Annotated in this window: 15 protein-coding genes and 1 pseudogene; 8 read left to right on the top strand and 8 right to left on the bottom strand. The window is 56.5% G+C overall.

Annotated features, from left to right (window positions below):
- Positions 1-13 precede the first annotated feature (13 nt).
- A complete protein-coding gene (locus AO065_RS12265; protein WP_004881374.1) occupies positions 14-373 on the bottom strand; it encodes a PilZ domain-containing protein in 360 nt (119 codons plus the stop codon).
- Positions 374-564: 191 nt separating this feature from the next.
- Positions 565-939: a tetratricopeptide repeat protein gene (locus AO065_RS12260; RefSeq protein WP_004881376.1), complete on the bottom strand. Its 375-nt coding sequence runs from the start codon at positions 937-939 to the stop codon at positions 565-567.
- Positions 940-1,115: 176 nt separating this feature from the next.
- Between AO065_RS12260 and pyk the strand changes: the two genes are divergently transcribed.
- A complete protein-coding gene (gene pyk / locus AO065_RS12255) occupies positions 1,116-2,567 on the top strand; it encodes a pyruvate kinase (protein ID WP_004881379.1) in 1,452 nt (483 codons plus the stop codon).
- 215 nt (positions 2,568-2,782) lie between these two features.
- Here the strand turns inward: pyk and AO065_RS12250 are convergent, their stop codons facing one another.
- Positions 2,783-3,721 (bottom strand): iron-sulfur-binding ferredoxin reductase, encoded by a 939-nt coding sequence (locus tag AO065_RS12250; RefSeq protein WP_004881381.1) that lies wholly within the window; start codon positions 3,719-3,721, stop codon positions 2,783-2,785.
- A 179-nt stretch (positions 3,722-3,900) separates the two neighbouring features.
- Here AO065_RS12250 and AO065_RS12245 point away from each other — a divergent pair, with 179 nt between their 5' ends.
- Positions 3,901-5,424 carry a fumarate hydratase gene (locus AO065_RS12245; protein ID WP_004881383.1) on the top strand — a complete coding sequence of 508 codons (1,524 nt, stop codon included), beginning with the start codon at positions 3,901-3,903 and terminating at the stop codon, positions 5,422-5,424.
- A gap of 85 nt (positions 5,425-5,509) precedes the next feature.
- Here the strand turns inward: AO065_RS12245 and AO065_RS12240 are convergent, their stop codons facing one another.
- The 3 genes and pseudogenes from AO065_RS12240 to AO065_RS27795 form a co-directional block, all read right to left on the bottom strand.
- The gene (locus tag AO065_RS12240) at positions 5,510-6,154 is read right to left on the bottom strand and encodes a calcium-binding protein (protein WP_004881385.1); all 645 of its coding nucleotides are present in this window, start codon (positions 6,152-6,154) and stop codon (positions 5,510-5,512) included.
- Between the two features lie 221 nt (positions 6,155-6,375).
- On the bottom strand, positions 6,376-6,852 hold the full coding sequence (locus tag AO065_RS12235; RefSeq protein ID WP_004881387.1) for a calcium-binding protein: 477 nt from the start codon (positions 6,850-6,852) through the stop codon (positions 6,376-6,378).
- A 24-nt stretch (positions 6,853-6,876) separates the two neighbouring features.
- Positions 6,877-6,936 (bottom strand): annotated as a pseudogene (locus AO065_RS27795) (hypothetical protein); the annotation flags it as partial.
- A gap of 524 nt (positions 6,937-7,460) precedes the next feature.
- Here AO065_RS27795 and AO065_RS12230 point away from each other — a divergent pair.
- From AO065_RS12230 to AO065_RS12225, 3 genes are read left to right on the top strand one after another with little or no spacing between them, the layout of a single operon-like run.
- On the top strand, positions 7,461-7,949 hold the full coding sequence (locus AO065_RS12230) for an Hcp family type VI secretion system effector (RefSeq protein WP_004881388.1): 489 nt from the start codon (positions 7,461-7,463) through the stop codon (positions 7,947-7,949).
- A gap of 55 nt (positions 7,950-8,004) precedes the next feature.
- Positions 8,005-8,505 (top strand): type VI secretion system amidase effector protein Tae4, encoded by a 501-nt coding sequence (locus tag AO065_RS26625; RefSeq protein WP_004881391.1) that lies wholly within the window; start codon positions 8,005-8,007, stop codon positions 8,503-8,505.
- Positions 8,505-8,945 (top strand): type VI secretion system amidase immunity protein Tai4, encoded by a 441-nt coding sequence (locus AO065_RS12225; RefSeq protein WP_004881393.1) that lies wholly within the window; start codon positions 8,505-8,507, stop codon positions 8,943-8,945. The genes AO065_RS26625 and AO065_RS12225 overlap by 1 nt, the downstream gene beginning before the upstream one ends.
- 176 nt (positions 8,946-9,121) lie before the next feature.
- Here the strand turns inward: AO065_RS12225 and AO065_RS12220 are convergent, their stop codons facing one another.
- Positions 9,122-9,757, bottom strand: a complete 636-nt coding sequence (locus AO065_RS12220) for a hypothetical protein (protein ID WP_004881395.1) — start codon at positions 9,755-9,757, stop codon at positions 9,122-9,124.
- Positions 9,758-10,007: 250 nt separating this feature from the next.
- On the opposite strand from AO065_RS12220, the gene AO065_RS12215 reads away from it, so the two are divergent.
- The 3 genes from AO065_RS12215 to AO065_RS12205 are packed head-to-tail and all read left to right on the top strand — an operon-like array spanning position 10,008 to position 12,855.
- Positions 10,008-10,208 (top strand): hypothetical protein, encoded by a 201-nt coding sequence (locus AO065_RS12215; protein WP_004881398.1) that lies wholly within the window; start codon positions 10,008-10,010, stop codon positions 10,206-10,208.
- Complete coding sequence (locus tag AO065_RS12210) at positions 10,205-11,905, top strand: J domain-containing protein (RefSeq protein ID WP_004881399.1); 1,701 nt, start codon at positions 10,205-10,207, stop codon at positions 11,903-11,905. The genes AO065_RS12215 and AO065_RS12210 overlap by 4 nt, the downstream gene beginning before the upstream one ends.
- Positions 11,902-12,855, top strand: a complete 954-nt coding sequence (locus tag AO065_RS12205; RefSeq protein WP_004881401.1) for a DUF3829 domain-containing protein — start codon at positions 11,902-11,904, stop codon at positions 12,853-12,855. Before AO065_RS12210 ends, AO065_RS12205 begins: the two co-directional genes overlap by 4 nt.
- Before the next feature lie 426 nt (positions 12,856-13,281).
- On the opposite strand, the gene AO065_RS27645 is transcribed toward AO065_RS12205, so the two are convergent.
- Positions 13,282-13,821 carry a P-loop NTPase family protein gene (locus AO065_RS27645; protein ID WP_004881403.1) on the bottom strand — a complete coding sequence of 180 codons (540 nt, stop codon included), beginning with the start codon at positions 13,819-13,821 and terminating at the stop codon, positions 13,282-13,284.
- Between the last annotated feature and the right edge of the window lie 1,632 nt (positions 13,822-15,453).

Below are 15,453 nucleotides of genomic sequence, written 5' to 3'. Positions count from 1 at the left end.
GACTGCTGACCTGTCAGGCCGAAGCCTCGAGGCTGGGGTAGAAACAGAAATACTGCCGCAGGATACGAACCAACTCGAGATAGTCCGTGGACATCTCGACAAGCTCGAAACCGGAGTCGTAACAGCCGGGTGTCTCGTCTTCATGACACCACATGCACGTCGCGCTGACGTCGATGGTATCTAGCCCCCCACTACGGGGCATCTTCACACGCAAATCAAACCTGGCACCGACCAGTAGAGGAATACTGCTGATCAGCATCAGCCCCTCTTCTGAAACGTTACCCAGACAACCGAGTGGTCGGTCGGTGTGTCTATTGAAAACCTGAAGATATTCCTGCAATTGGTGTCGTTCGATTTTTCGCTCTTTTAGCATGGCAGGCCGCCTTCAGAGACCAGTGAGCATGGTCACGTAGAACTTTGATCCTGCGGCGTTCAACAATGGCAGTGCCGCAGGAACTCCTTAAGACCAGAGCCTTAGGCTCTTTCATTCCCTTGACAGTCAGCCTAGCGCAAATCTTTGTAACATCCACCCGTATACGACACCAATCATCCAATCGGGTGTAATTATTTTGAGGCAGGAATCGTTCTGGCGGGTTGCGCCGCCGGGTAGTGGCCCAATTGCGCCAGTGTGTCGAGCCGGGCCTTCGCGCGGTACGCATATTCACTGGCCGGATACTGGTTCATCAGAAACTGATAGGTCGATGCCGCATCGACGTAAAGCTTCTGACGCTCCAGGCACTGTCCGCGCAACATCGAGACCTCCGGCTGGACGTAACGCCGCTCGCGACTCTGACGTTCAACCTTGGACAGGTCGAGCATCACCCGATCGCAGTCGCCTTCCTGATAAGCACGGTAGGCATGATCCAGATTGGAGTTCATTGCCCAACGGGTGCAACCGCTGACCGCAGCCAGTAATACAACAATCGTTACAATACGCATGGGACTCTCCTGTTCTCTGCCATTTATCGGCTCGACATCCAATTTCTTCAGGCCGATCGAGCACCGGCCGTCAGCCGATTGCCCTGCCTGCCAGCAGCAAGGTAGTGCAAAGGAACAATGACTAAAGAGACAGACAGGAGTAGCCTCTCGCTGCGCTTCAATTAAGGAGTTTGTGCATGACCGTTCGCCGCACCAAAATCGTCGCCACACTTGGCCCTGCCAGCAACTCGCCGGAAGTCATCGAACAACTGATCCTCTCGGGTCTTGACGTTGCTCGTCTGAACTTCTCCCACGGCACCCCGGATGAGCACAAGGCTCGCGCCAAGCTGATCCGTGAAATCGCCGCCAGACACGGGCGCTTTGTCGCTCTGCTGGGCGACCTGCAAGGTCCCAAGATCCGTATCGCCAAATTCACCGACAAGCGGATAGAGCTGAAAGTGGGTGACAAGTTCACCTTCTCCACCGCTCACCCGTTGACCAGTGGCAACCAGCAGATCGTGGGTATCGACTACCCGGATCTGGTCAAGGATTGCGGCGTGGGCGACGAGCTGTTGCTCGACGACGGTCGCGTGGTCATGCGCGTCGACACTCAAACCGCTGATGAACTGCACTGCACCGTCCTGATCGGTGGCCCGCTCTCGGACCACAAAGGCATCAACCGTCGCGGCGGTGGCCTGACAGCGCCTGCGCTGACAGAAAAAGACAAGCAGGACATCAAACTCGCTGCGGAAATGGACCTGGACTATCTGGCCGTTTCTTTCCCGCGCGACGCTGCCGACATGGAATACGCTCGCAAGCTGCGTGACGAATCCGGCGGTACTGCCTGGCTGGTCGCCAAGATCGAACGCGCCGAAGCCGTTGCCAACGACGAAGTGCTCGACGAACTGATCCGCGCCAGTGACGCCGTCATGGTTGCCCGTGGCGACCTGGGTGTGGAAATCGGCGACGCCGAGCTGGTTGGCGTTCAGAAACGCATCATTCTGCACGCGCGTCGCCACAACAAGGCGGTGATCGTTGCAACGCAGATGATGGAGTCGATGATCTCCAGCCCGATGCCGACCCGCGCTGAAGTGTCCGACGTGGCCAACGCCGTGCTCGACTACACCGACGCCGTCATGCTGTCGGCTGAAAGTGCGGCAGGTTCCTACCCGATCGAAGCGGTCCAGGCCATGGCGCGCATCTGCGTCGGCGCTGAAAAGCACCCGACCGGCAAAACCTCCAGCCACCGCATCGGCCACTCGTTCACCCGTTGTGACGAAAGCATCGCGCTGGCGGCCATGTACACCGCCAACCACTTCCCGGGCGTGAAAGCGATCATCGCACTGACTGAAAGCGGCTACACCCCGCTGATCATGTCGCGCATTCGCTCTTCGGTACCGATTTACGCGTTCTCCCCGCACCGTGGCACCCAAGCCCGCGCGGCGATGTTCCGTGGCGTCTACACCGTACCGTTCGACCCGGCAGCCCTGCCGCCAGGTCAGGTCAGCCAGGCAGCCGTTGACGAGCTGCTCAAGCGCGGTCTGGTCGAGCAAGGCGACTGGGTCATCCTGACCAAGGGCGACAGCTACCACACCATCGGCGGCACCAACGGCATGAAGATCCTGCATGTCGGCGACCCATTGGTCTGACGTCCAGCGCAACACGCAAAAGCCCCGACTCGCGAGAGCCGGGGCTTTTTTATGGTTTTCAGGACTGGACGATCCATCGTGGGAGGCGGCTTGCCGGCGATGCGGTTTATCAAGCGCCCTATCAGTGGCTGAACTGACGCTATCGCCGGCAAGCCGCCTCCCACAGTCCGGAGTCTGTCAGCGAACCGTGTGTTTACCGCTGGCTGCGCGTCACATCATTCCCGCCGAACAAACACATCCGCCAGCAACTGATTACGTGGCAACCCGGCCAGGTACAGCCGCTTGGCAAACATTTCGACACTTTCGGGACTGCCGCACACCAGCGCCATCGCATGCCGTGACAGCATGCGCAGCTCGGCCAGTGCATCCTGAAGCGTTTCCTGAGTGATCAGCTGAACCTGCAGGTTCGGGCAACTGATAGCGAGCGCCTGCAACTCGGCTTTCAGATAATGCTCCTGCTCGTCATGCGCCAGATGAATCAACCGAATCGCGCCCTGATGTTCCTGACGCAGCGCCTCGCGCAGGATTCCCCACAACGGCCCAAGCCCGGTGCCCGCCGCCAACAGCAGCAAAGGCTTGTCCTGCCAGTCCGGGTCGTAACGCAACGCCCCGCCGCGCAATTCGCCGAGCCTCACGCCATCGCCCACCTGCAGTTGTCGCGCATGATCGCAAAACGCGCCAGGGCGTCGGCAATCGAGATGAAACTCCAAAAACCCGTCATCACCCGGCAGACTCGCCAGTGAGTAAGGCCGCGCCACGCCCTGCTCCGTCCACAGCACCTGATGCTGCCCCGCGCGATACCGCAGCGGCTTGCCCGGCTCCAGACGCAGCCGCATCACCGTCGGGCTCAGCCAGTCGCAACTCTGCACCGTCGCAGGCAAACCGTCCTGCATCGGGTCGTACACTTCGACGGTCAGGTCCTGAACCACCTTACACTGACACGCCAGCCGCCAACCCTGCTGGCGTTTGTCAGCAGGCAGCGCCAGTGGCAGGGCGTCGAGCGGATCGCCCTTCACGCAGCGCACCAGACACGCATGACAACTGCCCGCCCGGCAACTGTAAGGCACAGACACACCGGCCTGATTCAAGGCGTCGAGCAGATTACTGGCTTCGCTGACCGCCCAACTGCGGTCACCGACGTGCAAATGCGGCATCAAGGCGCCCCGTGCAGAAAATAACGGCGATTGTACAGACTGGCCTGTCGGGCGGGTTATACTGCCGCGCCTTTTTGCGCCCGCTACGGCTACCCTGACAGCTCTGGTTCAAGCCGCAGTCCCCGACTGTCGCCGATAGCGTAATTGAATGTTCCCGTCCTTACAGAGGAGCGCGCCGCATGACCGTGATCAAGCAAGACGACCTGATTCAGAGCGTTGCAGACGCCCTGCAATTCATTTCCTACTACCACCCCGTGGATTTCATCCAGGCCATGCACGAGGCGTATCTGCGTGAAGAGTCGCCTGCCGCCCGCGACTCCATCGCCCAGATCCTGATCAACTCGCGCATGTGCGCGACCGGTCATCGCCCGATCTGCCAGGACACCGGCATCGTCACCGTTTTCGTACGCGTCGGCATGGACGTACGCTGGGACGGCGCCACCATGGGCCTGGACGACATGATCAACGAAGGCGTGCGTCGCGCCTACAACCTGCCTGAAAACGTGCTGCGCGCCTCGATCCTGGCCGACCCGGCCGGTGCTCGCAAGAACACCAAGGACAACACCCCTGCGGTCATCCACTATTCCATCGTCCCGGGCAACACCGTGGAAGTGGACGTGGCGGCCAAGGGCGGCGGCTCGGAAAACAAATCGAAGATGGCGATGCTCAACCCGTCCGACTCGATCGTCGACTGGGTCCTGAAAACCGTACCGACCATGGGCGCGGGCTGGTGCCCACCGGGCATGCTCGGCATCGGCATCGGCGGCACCGCCGAAAAGGCAGCGGTCATGGCCAAGGAAGTGTTGATGGAATCCATCGACATTCACGAGCTCAAGGCCCGCGGCCCGCAGAACCGTCTCGAAGAGATGCGTCTGGAGCTGTTCGAGAAGGTCAACCAACTGGGCATCGGCGCTCAGGGCCTGGGCGGTCTGACCACCGTACTTGACGTCAAGATCATGGACTACCCGACCCACGCCGCCTCGCTGCCGGTGTGCATGATCCCTAACTGCGCCGCCACCCGTCACGCGCACTTCGTGCTCGACGGCACCGGCCCGGCCTCGCTGGAAGCGCCATCGCTGGACGCCTACCCGGAAATCGTCTGGGAAGCCGGCCCATCGGCCCGCCGCGTCAACCTCGACACCCTGACCCCGGAAGACGTGCAGAGCTGGAAGCCGGGCGAAACCGTCCTGCTCAACGGCAAAATGCTCACCGGCCGCGACGCCGCGCACAAGCGCATGGTCGAAATGCTCAACAAGGGCGAAACCCTGCCGGTCGACCTCAAGGGTCGCTTCATCTACTACGTCGGCCCGGTTGATCCGGTGCGCGAAGAAGTCGTTGGCCCGGCGGGCCCGACCACTGCCACGCGCATGGACAAGTTTACCCGTCAGATCCTCGACCAGACCGGCCTCCTGGGCATGATCGGCAAATCCGAGCGCGGCCCGACCGCCATCGAAGCCATTCGTGACCACAAAGCCGTCTACCTGATGGCCGTCGGCGGCGCCGCCTACCTCGTCGCCCAGGCGATCAAGAAATCCAAGGTCGTTGCCTTCGCCGAGCTGGGCATGGAAGCGATCTACGAGTTCGAGGTCAAGGACATGCCGGTGACCGTTGCCGTAGACAGTAATGGCGAGTCCGTCCACATCACCGGCCCCGCGATCTGGCAGAAGAAGATCAGCGACAGTCTGGCGGTGGAAGTGCAGTAAGTCATACGGTGCACAGCAAGACATGAAAAACCCGGCGAAAGCCGGGTTTTTCATTTATTCCCGTTGTTAAAACAGACGCTCCAATTCAGCCAAATACATCCAGAGGCTTCGCCGGATTGACCCCGACGATATGAATGGGCGCCTCATCCAGGTACAGCCCGTCGAACAGGAAAGGGATGTTCTGATGGTTGCCACTGAGCGCCACCTGAAACTGCTGGCCCTTGGCGTTGCTTTCAAAGGAACGCAGGTAAGTACGGTCCTGTTCCTCGTTGTATTCAACCTTCAACGTACCGTTGTAACCATTGCCGTCACGCTCCAGGCCTATATCGAGGATATAAAAGGCGTCGCCGTCTTCGAAGTCGGTAATCAGGTCTGAATAGCTGCTATCTGCCGTCCGATAACTGTCCTCGACGTTGTAGTAGAGAAAAATATCCCGACCTGCCCCGCCGCTGATCATGTCCTTGCCATAACCGCCCACTATCACGTCGTCACCAGAACCGGCGTTGATCTGGTCGTTGCCTTGAAACCCGACCATTTGATCATCGTAGTCACCGCCATTGAGCGTGTCGTTCCCGGCGGTTCCGACGACATCCAGATTATCCTGCGTCAGGCTGTTGACCACTTTCGGCCCGGTGGGATTGCCGAAGTCGAAGGCGTTGCGGTTCAGATCGGAGGTGAGGTCGCCGTTGAACAACACTTCGAATCGATTGCCAGCGGCGTCGGTTTCCATTGATTTCAGAATCGTCTGAGTGCCAGCGGCATTGGGCTCGACCCTCAAGGTGCCGTAGTAACCATTGCCCAGCCCCGTGAAGTTCAGACCGGCCAGGTCGATGATGTCGCCCTGAGCTGCGCTGAAATCAGTGATCAGGTCCCGCGTCTGGATGCCTGAAGTGGCGTGAACGCTGTCCGTGATGGCGCTGAAGACAAAATCGTCAGCCCCCTTCCCGCCCGTCAGCGTGTCACACCCGCTCCGCCCACCAGACGGTCGTCTCCAGCCAGACCTGACAGCGTGTCACGGCCTGCATAACCCATCAGCGTTTCGGCGCCTGCCGATGTCCCGAGGATCGCGTCAGCCGTATCGGTGCCGCTAATCAGGCGCTGGAAGTTCGCAGCGTTGAAGTCCACATAGTCGAAAAACTCCAGCACGAACGTATTGCCGTCTGCATCGGCCTCGTAGCTTCTCAGGAAGGTGTGATCATAATCACCCTCGGTGCTGACCTTGAGCGTGCCGTTTGTGCCGTCACCCAACCCGGTGAAACCCAGCGCCGTGAGATCGAGCCGGTCCCTGTTCGAATTGAAGCCCGAGATCCAGTCGACACTTTCATCGCTGCCAGTTGCACTCAGGTAACTGTCTTCCAGCGACAGATACCGGAAGACGGTCGTGCCGTTGGCGACCAAATCATCGCGCCCAGCCCCTCCGATGACCACGTTGTTACCTCCCCGATCCGGAGCAATGTAGTCATAGCCCGCCCCACCGTAGATGACGTCATTGCCTCCGGAAAAGCTCTCGATACGTTATCGCCCGCCGTGCCGTACCAGAAAATCTTTCGCTTATCAGCCATCGGAATTGCTCCAGAAAGTTATCGCCCGTCAATACCTGACAGGTGTGTGATAAGTGGGAGGTGGGATGGTTCGACGGTCATCATTGGCCAGAATGGAAGATCGGGCCAAAACCGACCAGCCACCTCAGCATGCTGACTGATCATCTGCGAACGACGTTTTTATCCGCTCAAATTAATCACAAACCTATTAATAAAAAGCTTATTGCTGGGCATCTACTCAAAACTTACCTCAATAGCCCACAGGATTCCAATACACTCTTGCGACAGAAAAGCACGATCTGTAGGACACTTCACACACAATACAGAGACAGTTCTGTGTGTGGGCAACATAATTATCGCCACAAGCAAGCCTCAGCTTAATTTAGTCTACAGCGACGTCGACAACTCGGCATTAACCAAACAACACGAGCCTTCTGCTCGACACGAGATACAACTAGCTAACCACTCACTCACGGACAACCCATGGAGACCACAATGGCTTTTGACGCTTACATTAAAATCGAAGGAATACCTGGTGAAGCGCTTGATGATCGTTACAAGGACTGTATCGAGATTACCGGGTACGTTTTCGGAATGAACCAAAGTACGTCAGCGACTGCCAGCTCTTCAGGCGGTGCATCATCTGGCCGCACGTCACTCAGCGACTTCACGTTCACCAAGACTCTGGATAAGTCGAGTTGCAAGCTCATCGAGACATTGTGCGCAGGGAAACATTTGAAAGAAGTTGTTCTTTCCTTGCACAGGGCAGGTGGAGAGAAGGTCAAGTACTTTGAAGTATTACTAGAGGAAGTTATTATCTCTAACTATACGCAGAGCGCCGACGACGGTGTCCCTACGGAAACCATAAGCCTGAATTATGGAAAAATAAAAACCACGTACACACTCCAGAAAAGATCTGACGGTGCCAGCGGCGGGAATATTTCTGGCGGATGGAACCGCATCAACAATCAAATTTACACCTGACCTTGATACTTTACTACTTTACTACTTTACTACTTTACTCAGTTCTAGGAAATATATGACACGACCTGTTTTTTCTGCTGCCTGGGCTGCCTCGCAGCGTGTCTACGACCCGATTGCGCCGGAAAAAAGAGTGGCTGAATTGATTGGAGGTTATGTGGCGCAAAATATAAACAGCACTGAGCCATCACAAAGATGGAGTAATACCTGCGCCGTGAGGATGAGCTATATTTTGAATTACACAGGACTGGCCATACCGAAAACACACAACAAAACGGTATCCGGAAATGACCGGAAGCAGTATTTTTTTCGTATAAATGATGTAAAAGAATTCCTAACAAAAACTTGGGGCAACCCCGACACCATCAAATACCCGCCTTCAGGAGGTGGGGCACTAGCAAGCAAAAAAGGAATTATTATATTTGAAATATCAGGATGGTTTGATGCACGTGGACACGCGACATTATTCGATGGCAGCACGTGTTACGATCATTGTTACTTTAACGAACCCGAGGTAAATTACCGGACCGATAAAGCAAATTTCTGGAGCCTGTCTTAATGGCGCATCTACGCAAAACCATCGTAGCCCTCTCTGTAGCTGCGATAACCAGCGCACCTGCCCTTTCCGCTACCTCATCGCCAGAGGGAATGTACCGTACCTTTGAAACCAACTATAAGGACATGGCGCTCGCGACATGCATAGACACCGCTTATGCCAACAACGCAGACGTGAGCAAGGACGCGGGAAGTAGTGTCACCGCCATGCGTGAATGGACATACTATGATTTGGAGCTAAGTCCAGCGCTGATAACCACGCTGGTGGCCAAGTACCTTGCAAGAGATTACACGCACCCCTTGGTTGAATCCGAGATAAAAGGTGTGAAGTTTGATTTTTTGAAGTGCCTGGATCTTTATCACAGCCAGGAGCTGGACGCATTGACAAAAAAACTTGTGGATCACCCAACGCGAACCTATATGAAAAACGTCAAACCTCATTGATAGTCATCGCGGCATATAAAGTGGCCAGAGCGGCAAGGAGTAAAAGCGCTTGGCAAACTCCTACCGCTCATGGATGGCCGCACCTGCCAGATAAGGCCTCGTTCAAGAGCAGATCGAGACAGTCAAATTTCAACCCATGTTCCGCGAGGACGAATTTCTAAACTAACCAGTGAACCTCAAGGTGACGGCCTGGGATTCGAGGTTTGCCAGCCAAAGAGCGTATTGGCACAAATCTGTGGCCTCAGTGGCGTTTCAACTGTCGCATTGGCTTGAGCGGAGAGCTCGCGAACAGCAAGCACACATCCGGCCTTGAACGTGCTGAATTTTATGATCTGAAACTCCATCTCATAGTTTTTGCCGGGTTCAGGGATGAGCGTGACAGGCGCGGGGATGCATGACATTTGCGATCCTCCCATATATATCTGTGCGATAAGGGGCTTGCCAGCCAGAACGACATGCTCGTCAAACACCCTGGACGAACTGTTGATCGCTTTGCTCGCCTCGCTGGCAGGCATGCCGATCACGCTGTTCTGAGTGTCTGTTGCACGAAAAGGATAAAGACCCGGTGAGTCAACGTGCGCAGCTTGCCAGCCAGCTTCCTCATGCGTTTTGGTACGCAAGGAGTTGAAGAATGTCGCGCAGGTCTGACCACTCACGTAGCCTCCAGTAATAGTGTTCTCCGTAATCAGGCGGACGCGAGCCATGGTGGCCGGATCGTATTGGCTGATTTTTGCTTCATTGCGAATATCGGTTTTAGTCGTAGCGCAGCCGATAAGGGTCAGGCTTATGGCCAGTGGGAAAAACAGACGCATGGAAACCTTCATATCCTGTGAGGGTTGGTGGGCGCATACATGCTACGACGAATCTGGAATCGTTTACTCACTCTGTACTACGAAAAAATCATCTGACACCGGATCAACGTTATTAAGGTTTCGCACCTGAATCAGTGCCAGGCGTTTATTGGCGTTCAATTTTACTTCGGTCGTTGATCCAACTCCGCTAGGCTAAGCCGCCTCAAAGGCCGACTAGCGGCATTCAGGTTATCAGGGAGCTTCAACGTACATGATCGTCGGCCTCGACCTCGACACCACTCACCGTCTGACCGCCGCATGGCGCGACGGCGAAGCGCGATTGGTTTCGAACGCATTGGGCGACACGCCCACTTCAAGTGTGTGCGATACCCAGGAGCTGCACGACATTCGCGCGTTGCGCCTGCAGATTACGGCTCAGCTTGATGCCTTTGAAGAAGGCGTATGGCAATGAACTGCTGGTCGATCATGGGCCTGCCCGCTGGCGCTGATAAACGCAGCATCAAGCGCCAGTACGCGATACTGCTCAAGCGCCACCGCCCCGATGAGGATCCCGAGGGTTTCCAGCGTCTGCGCGAAGCCTACGATCAGGCGCTGGAATGGGCGGACCGGAAGCAGCAAGAACAAGAGCAAGAGCCGGAACTATTACTGGAGCCGCTGGCGCCGCAACGACCCGTTGAGCCGGTGCTGTCTGCAGAGCTCGACTTCCCGCAGGACCCGCTGCACAGCGAGTCACCGCAGGCTGCGAGTCCGTTCGCCGCCCGACGCCTGGCAGAACAGTGTCTTGCTGAACTGACTCCAGCCAACTTCGAGGATCGGCTGGCCCAGGCCCGCCTATATGACTGCGAAGCGGAGTTTGAACAAGGTCTACTGTCGTACTGTCTGGCCGATGGTGACCTGGAACTGACCGACCTGGCGATCAAACATTTCCAATGGTTGAGCCCATGGCAGCGCATAGACTTACCCCGATCTGCACTCGAACGATTGCGAGAAAGACTGACGGAGCGTGCCTGGTTACAACTGGCGGTATCCACCGGTGACAGCGCACGCTTTCTTGAACTCGCGAACACACTTGAGGCGGCACCTTGGCTGCAGTCGCTGGACGGTCGGCGATGGCTGAGCGAGCGGCTGGCCATAGCGCTTGCCCAGGCTCCGGTCTGGTCGCAGAGCCTGTTCGACGAAATCTGTGCTCAGCAGGACTGGAAAGACAACGATCACCTTTGTCCCCAGCCTTGGTGGAGTCAGCTGCAACAACGCAGTGACAGACACACCTTCCTCGAACGGCAATTGCGCCTCGCTGAACGAGTTGATACCAGCGAGTCTCGCGCGGCACGAATGCTGTTCAAAGACCTCAGTGAAAACAGCCGGGTTCGTCTGAGCTTCAAGTTCTCGTATGCGGACTGGAACGTTTGCGAAGCTCTATATCAAACCGTGCAAAGTCGCTATCCACAATTGCTTGATGAGGTGCCTTCACTCAACCCTGACATCTGGCGCCCCCTACGCCGTGATCCGCCGATTATGGCGGTGCCAGTGGCTCTGATCGGCGCGTCGGCCTGTTTCAGTTGGTTCCAGGAGTATCAGCTCGGCGAGACCTTTTATGGCAGCCTGCTGAGCATGCTGCTTCGGGTGCTTATATTCGGGGTGATCGCCTGCTTCCTCGCCTGGTTCGGAGACGCTGTAGGCCGTAGCCTGTGGCCTGTCGATAATTGGATTAACAAGCACTTCGGCCGCTGGCTGAGCCTGCGCCGCCCTACTCCGCTGCCGATCCGAGAGAGTCTGTGGATCTGGCTGCTGGGCGCCTTTCTGTTTCTGTTCGGTGAGAGGGTGATGCTGACTTACGTCGGCATCATCACACTCATGGCGGTGTGGAACAGACTGGACCTCTCCAGACGCTGTGCTTCGGCCCTGTCACGCCTGTGCAGCAGCGCAACTTACGAAGTGCTGCTCGGTGCCTTTATAGGCATGCTGGTGCCCTCGGTGCTGCTGGCTGCAGCGCTGGCCAGACATGCGCCGCTCCCCGTGAACCAAGGCTTGCAGGCATGGCCGCAACGCATATGCGCCGCCCGACAAGTGACGCTCGAGCCTTGCCCGAGCGAGTTGAACCGCAGTCAGTGGTATGGGACCCAAGACTGGCAGGAGGATCGCCCATGATCACCACTCGCACATTTGGCGCCGCCGTTGTCGTACTGGTATTGATGATGACGCTGGTCAAACGGGTATCGGAGCCGCCCAAACTGTTTGGCAACTACGCCAGCTTGCAATGGGCAACGGTGCAAGTCTTGAACGGCTGTCTGGTGAACGGCGCCGATCTTCTGGAACAGCGTTATGCCGAGTACCGCGCGCTCATCGCAAAACGCGAAACTGATCCGCTTGCCTTCAAGTTTCTCGAGTTCGGCATGGGCTCGGGCGAACCCATCCCGCCCAAGGGCGCTGCGGCTTCGCCTTGCAATACCGGGGGCGTTTATCATGACGAACTTGCTGAAACCCAGACCAGGGCTAACGATTACGCAACAACTTACGCGGCGCTACGCCCCGTCGCCGAGCAAGCGGAAAGGTTCTTCAGACCTGGACTCGATAACGAGTTTAGCCCCGAGGTCAACGAACAATTGCGTCGCCTCATTGACCAGACGCGCATTCAGTCCATCCCGTTTCGCCAGGCATTGGAACAGCCGCAGTTGGTGGTGCGGGCTCAGCAGCTTCAGACCATCGAAGCCAGCACAGGTCATGACCAGCATTGGCACACGCTGCGCTTCATGCTGCTTGCCCGCCAGACCATCAACGCCCTCGACGCCATGAGCAGCGGCGCGAGCCTGACACCCCTACAATTGCTCGCGATGCAGCAGTCGCTGGATAACGCCAGACTTGAGGCCGACGCATTCGTCAAAGCTTTGCCGCGCTTGCGTGCGAAGGGCGACAAGCCCCCGATCTGGAGCGTCACCACCGCGTCGGCCAAAGACTGGCTCGATCAATTGGCTCGCCTTCAGCAGCACTGGGCCGCAGGTGCAGACGCCCCGGAATTGAACAAGGACCTTGCCGACGCCCGTACAGGTTACGACCTGCTGCTAACTACCTACAACGCAGCAGTAGGAAGCGATTACTGACAGCGGCTCTGTACGACCCAGCCTGTTGGCAATCGGCTTCGCAGCAGTGGTAGTCGTCACGTGCAAATGCACAGACTTTGCTGCGGCTGCACACAAGATTGCGACAAGGTGCTCCATACACGTGACGGCCAGTTGAGCGCTCTAGAAAATAGATAACATCCGGGTGACCCGCTTTCGCCCACTGTGTGCTTCTGGAAAGCTGGCAAATTCGAGCGTATTTAACTTTGTCGAAAGGCGGTGTGGAGCATCAATCCAGCCACTGTTGATGCTAGCGTTTTCGGCCGATTTCAGTCGAATGCTAACCGGCGGCATTGGGTTTTCTGACTGCGGTTGATGGCCGGTTGCTGCCCGTCACGAACGGCAGCAATCGGCCAAAAGCGGCCGTTCACAATCGGCAGCCTCCGTACCAAGGCTATCAGCCGTCGATCAATCTCGTGGAGTTCGACCCGCCGAATATCCAATGCTCGTGAGAAACGTGTTGGTATCCCGGTTAGAGCGCAGACGAACAACGCGGCATGCCGATGGTGCAGTCGCCACGAGTTGCTGCATCTTCACCCGCGCTGTTTTATTCGTCCGCCACATGAATCTAAAGAACTCTGGCAGGTTCGCCAGCAGTTCGGGGCAGTTCTCCGGTAGATCAGGCCGAGATCGACCGCGCTGGATCAGCGTCCTCAGCAGCACGCGCCAGAATCGAAGCGTCGCTGAACGATCAATCCATATCACCATATCTGCACGGGCCATTCGATTCTCCCAAGTGACTGAATGGCCACCTTCGAATATCCAACGATCACGGGCCTCGACCTCGTAACAAAGGTGCGTTTTCTCGTCCCGGCTTCGTTCAATCCACCCTGGCTGCCAGTGGATAGTGTCTATATGAACGACTGGCAAGCCCGTGCGTAAGCCAAGGTTACGCGCCAAAGTGCTTTTGCCCGACCCAGGCTGACCAATAATCATCACCCGCTGCATCGAAGCTCCTTCTCGCTATGCACGCCGTTTTTTGGGGTGAAGATTTTACGTCAACTTCCAACTCCGTCAACACGCGGGCAGCCAAGCCCTGGTGGTCGCGACCGTCCCCTTTGGGTCGATAGCGGCCAATGGTGATGGGCAGCTATCAGCCAGAAGTAGTCACGCGGGCTATGCCAGCATGTGAAGCATGTCCATGAACATCGGACCCGAGAGATCACTTATCTCTCCGTCGTCAGCAACCAGGCAACCTCAAGCGCCAGCGAATGACTCTTGATCATGCTCTGGTATGTCCACGCTGCAAATGATTCTGTAGCGGAACAGCCAGCCGCAGGCGACGCGACCACACATTTCTACCGTTTGATGATAGCCATCAACGGACAGGGGCCGGGCACCGTGGGCCTGCGCAAGGTTATAGGCTGTACTGCCAGTAGATTCATGTTGGGAAGATTCGTTTTTCATACGCACTGGAAATAGCTGGAATAGTAGTCGATTATCTACTCATCTGATTTGAATGTCTGGGAGTCGGCGATGGGTAGATTGCACTCATTCAGCCCGCAGCATACTTTCAGCACTCCAATGCATCATAAATATAAAACGAGGCCATCGATGCTTATCGATCTTGGGGATCTGATAGATTTATTGAGGATATTTGAGTTATGGGATTTTTGGAAAGCAGCCAGGGACGCTCCTGAAGGTAGTCGGCTTTACCGTTGGAGATACGTCGTCCGTGGCGTAATCCTTATAATTGTAGTTCCTCTCGCACTCTTGATACCGCTGTGGATCATAGCCCTGCTTCTCAAAGCTTGATCGTGGACGATACGGGCGGAGCCCGAAGCATGGGGTAGATTTTAGCTCTTCAAGGACGATCCGAAGATGATAGCGGACATTACCGACGCTCCAAAACGAGTCATTCGAACACGTCAAAAACCCACCATCTTTTACGTGCTCATCTGTATGGCGATTGGAAGTACTGCAGCGATAGGTGCATTCCACTTCGGTAGCGGAATCTCGACCGTCGACTCTGTGTTGAATCAGGCGATCAGTTACGCGGGAAGTGATGCGGAATCGACTCGGGCAGGTGACACCGTGCGAAGGCAATCACTCGACTCATCGTGGCTTCGAGCATCGGACATACACCTGTCAACCAACTCAGCTCGACAAACCGCATTCAACGATCAGAACTATATTCCAAGAGGCGCGGACAATGTCGTTGCCCTTCGCGCTGCCTACGATCTCTCTCCTGACAGGACGGCTCCGGAGAAGGTGAAGCTGACAATCGTCCGGCAGTCGCCCCGCATGAAGGAACGTGCGTGCTGGCCTTATCGGCAGGGAAGTATCGAATCTCGGAACTGTAGCGCCTCGATTGGCCTCAAGTACCGAGACTGATGTGTTAACCGACCACAGCGAGCAGCGGTCTCCTTATGACCGACTGCTATCGGCCAGAAGCAGTCACTCAGAGTCAAAAACGTTTTGAGTGTCTTACCTAAGAGCGAGGCTCTCCCTGAGAAATTGACCAGGTGGGTTCGCTGAGTAGGACACGAATGCATAGCGACAAGTATCTAAGATTGTCATAATAATCGTCTGGCAGCCCGGAAAACTCTCCATCCACTTGCAGAGGTTGTAGGCACCCTT

The organism is Pseudomonas viridiflava, assembly GCF_001642795.1.
Lineage (GTDB): Bacteria > Pseudomonadota > Gammaproteobacteria > Pseudomonadales > Pseudomonadaceae > Aquipseudomonas > Aquipseudomonas viridiflava.
This window is presented reverse-complemented; position numbering and strand designations above follow the sequence as displayed.

Excerpts from the sequence above, each read along its gene's own strand:
- AO065_RS12265 (WP_004881374.1), bottom strand. The coding sequence starts at position 373 with ATGCTAAAAGAGCGAAAAATCGAACGACACCAATTGCAGGAATATCTT.
- AO065_RS12260 (WP_004881376.1), bottom strand. The coding sequence starts at position 939 with ATGCGTATTGTAACGATTGTTGTATTACTGGCTGCGGTCAGCGGTTGC.
- pyk (WP_004881379.1), top strand. The coding sequence starts at position 1,116 with ATGACCGTTCGCCGCACCAAAATCGTCGCCACACTTGGCCCTGCCAGC.
- AO065_RS12250 (WP_004881381.1), bottom strand. The coding sequence starts at position 3,721 with ATGCCGCATTTGCACGTCGGTGACCGCAGTTGGGCGGTCAGCGAAGCC.
- AO065_RS12245 (WP_004881383.1), top strand. The coding sequence starts at position 3,901 with ATGACCGTGATCAAGCAAGACGACCTGATTCAGAGCGTTGCAGACGCC.
- AO065_RS12240 (WP_004881385.1), bottom strand. The coding sequence starts at position 6,154 with ATGGAAACCGACGCCGCTGGCAATCGATTCGAAGTGTTGTTCAACGGC.
- AO065_RS12230 (WP_004881388.1), top strand. The coding sequence starts at position 7,461 with ATGGCTTTTGACGCTTACATTAAAATCGAAGGAATACCTGGTGAAGCG.
- AO065_RS26625 (WP_004881391.1), top strand. The coding sequence starts at position 8,005 with ATGACACGACCTGTTTTTTCTGCTGCCTGGGCTGCCTCGCAGCGTGTC.
- AO065_RS12225 (WP_004881393.1), top strand. The coding sequence starts at position 8,505 with ATGGCGCATCTACGCAAAACCATCGTAGCCCTCTCTGTAGCTGCGATA.
- AO065_RS12220 (WP_004881395.1), bottom strand. The coding sequence starts at position 9,757 with ATGCGTCTGTTTTTCCCACTGGCCATAAGCCTGACCCTTATCGGCTGC.
- AO065_RS12215 (WP_004881398.1), top strand. The coding sequence starts at position 10,008 with ATGATCGTCGGCCTCGACCTCGACACCACTCACCGTCTGACCGCCGCA.
- AO065_RS12210 (WP_004881399.1), top strand. The coding sequence starts at position 10,205 with ATGAACTGCTGGTCGATCATGGGCCTGCCCGCTGGCGCTGATAAACGC.
- AO065_RS12205 (WP_004881401.1), top strand. The coding sequence starts at position 11,902 with ATGATCACCACTCGCACATTTGGCGCCGCCGTTGTCGTACTGGTATTG.
- AO065_RS27645 (WP_004881403.1), bottom strand. The coding sequence starts at position 13,821 with ATGCAGCGGGTGATGATTATTGGTCAGCCTGGGTCGGGCAAAAGCACT.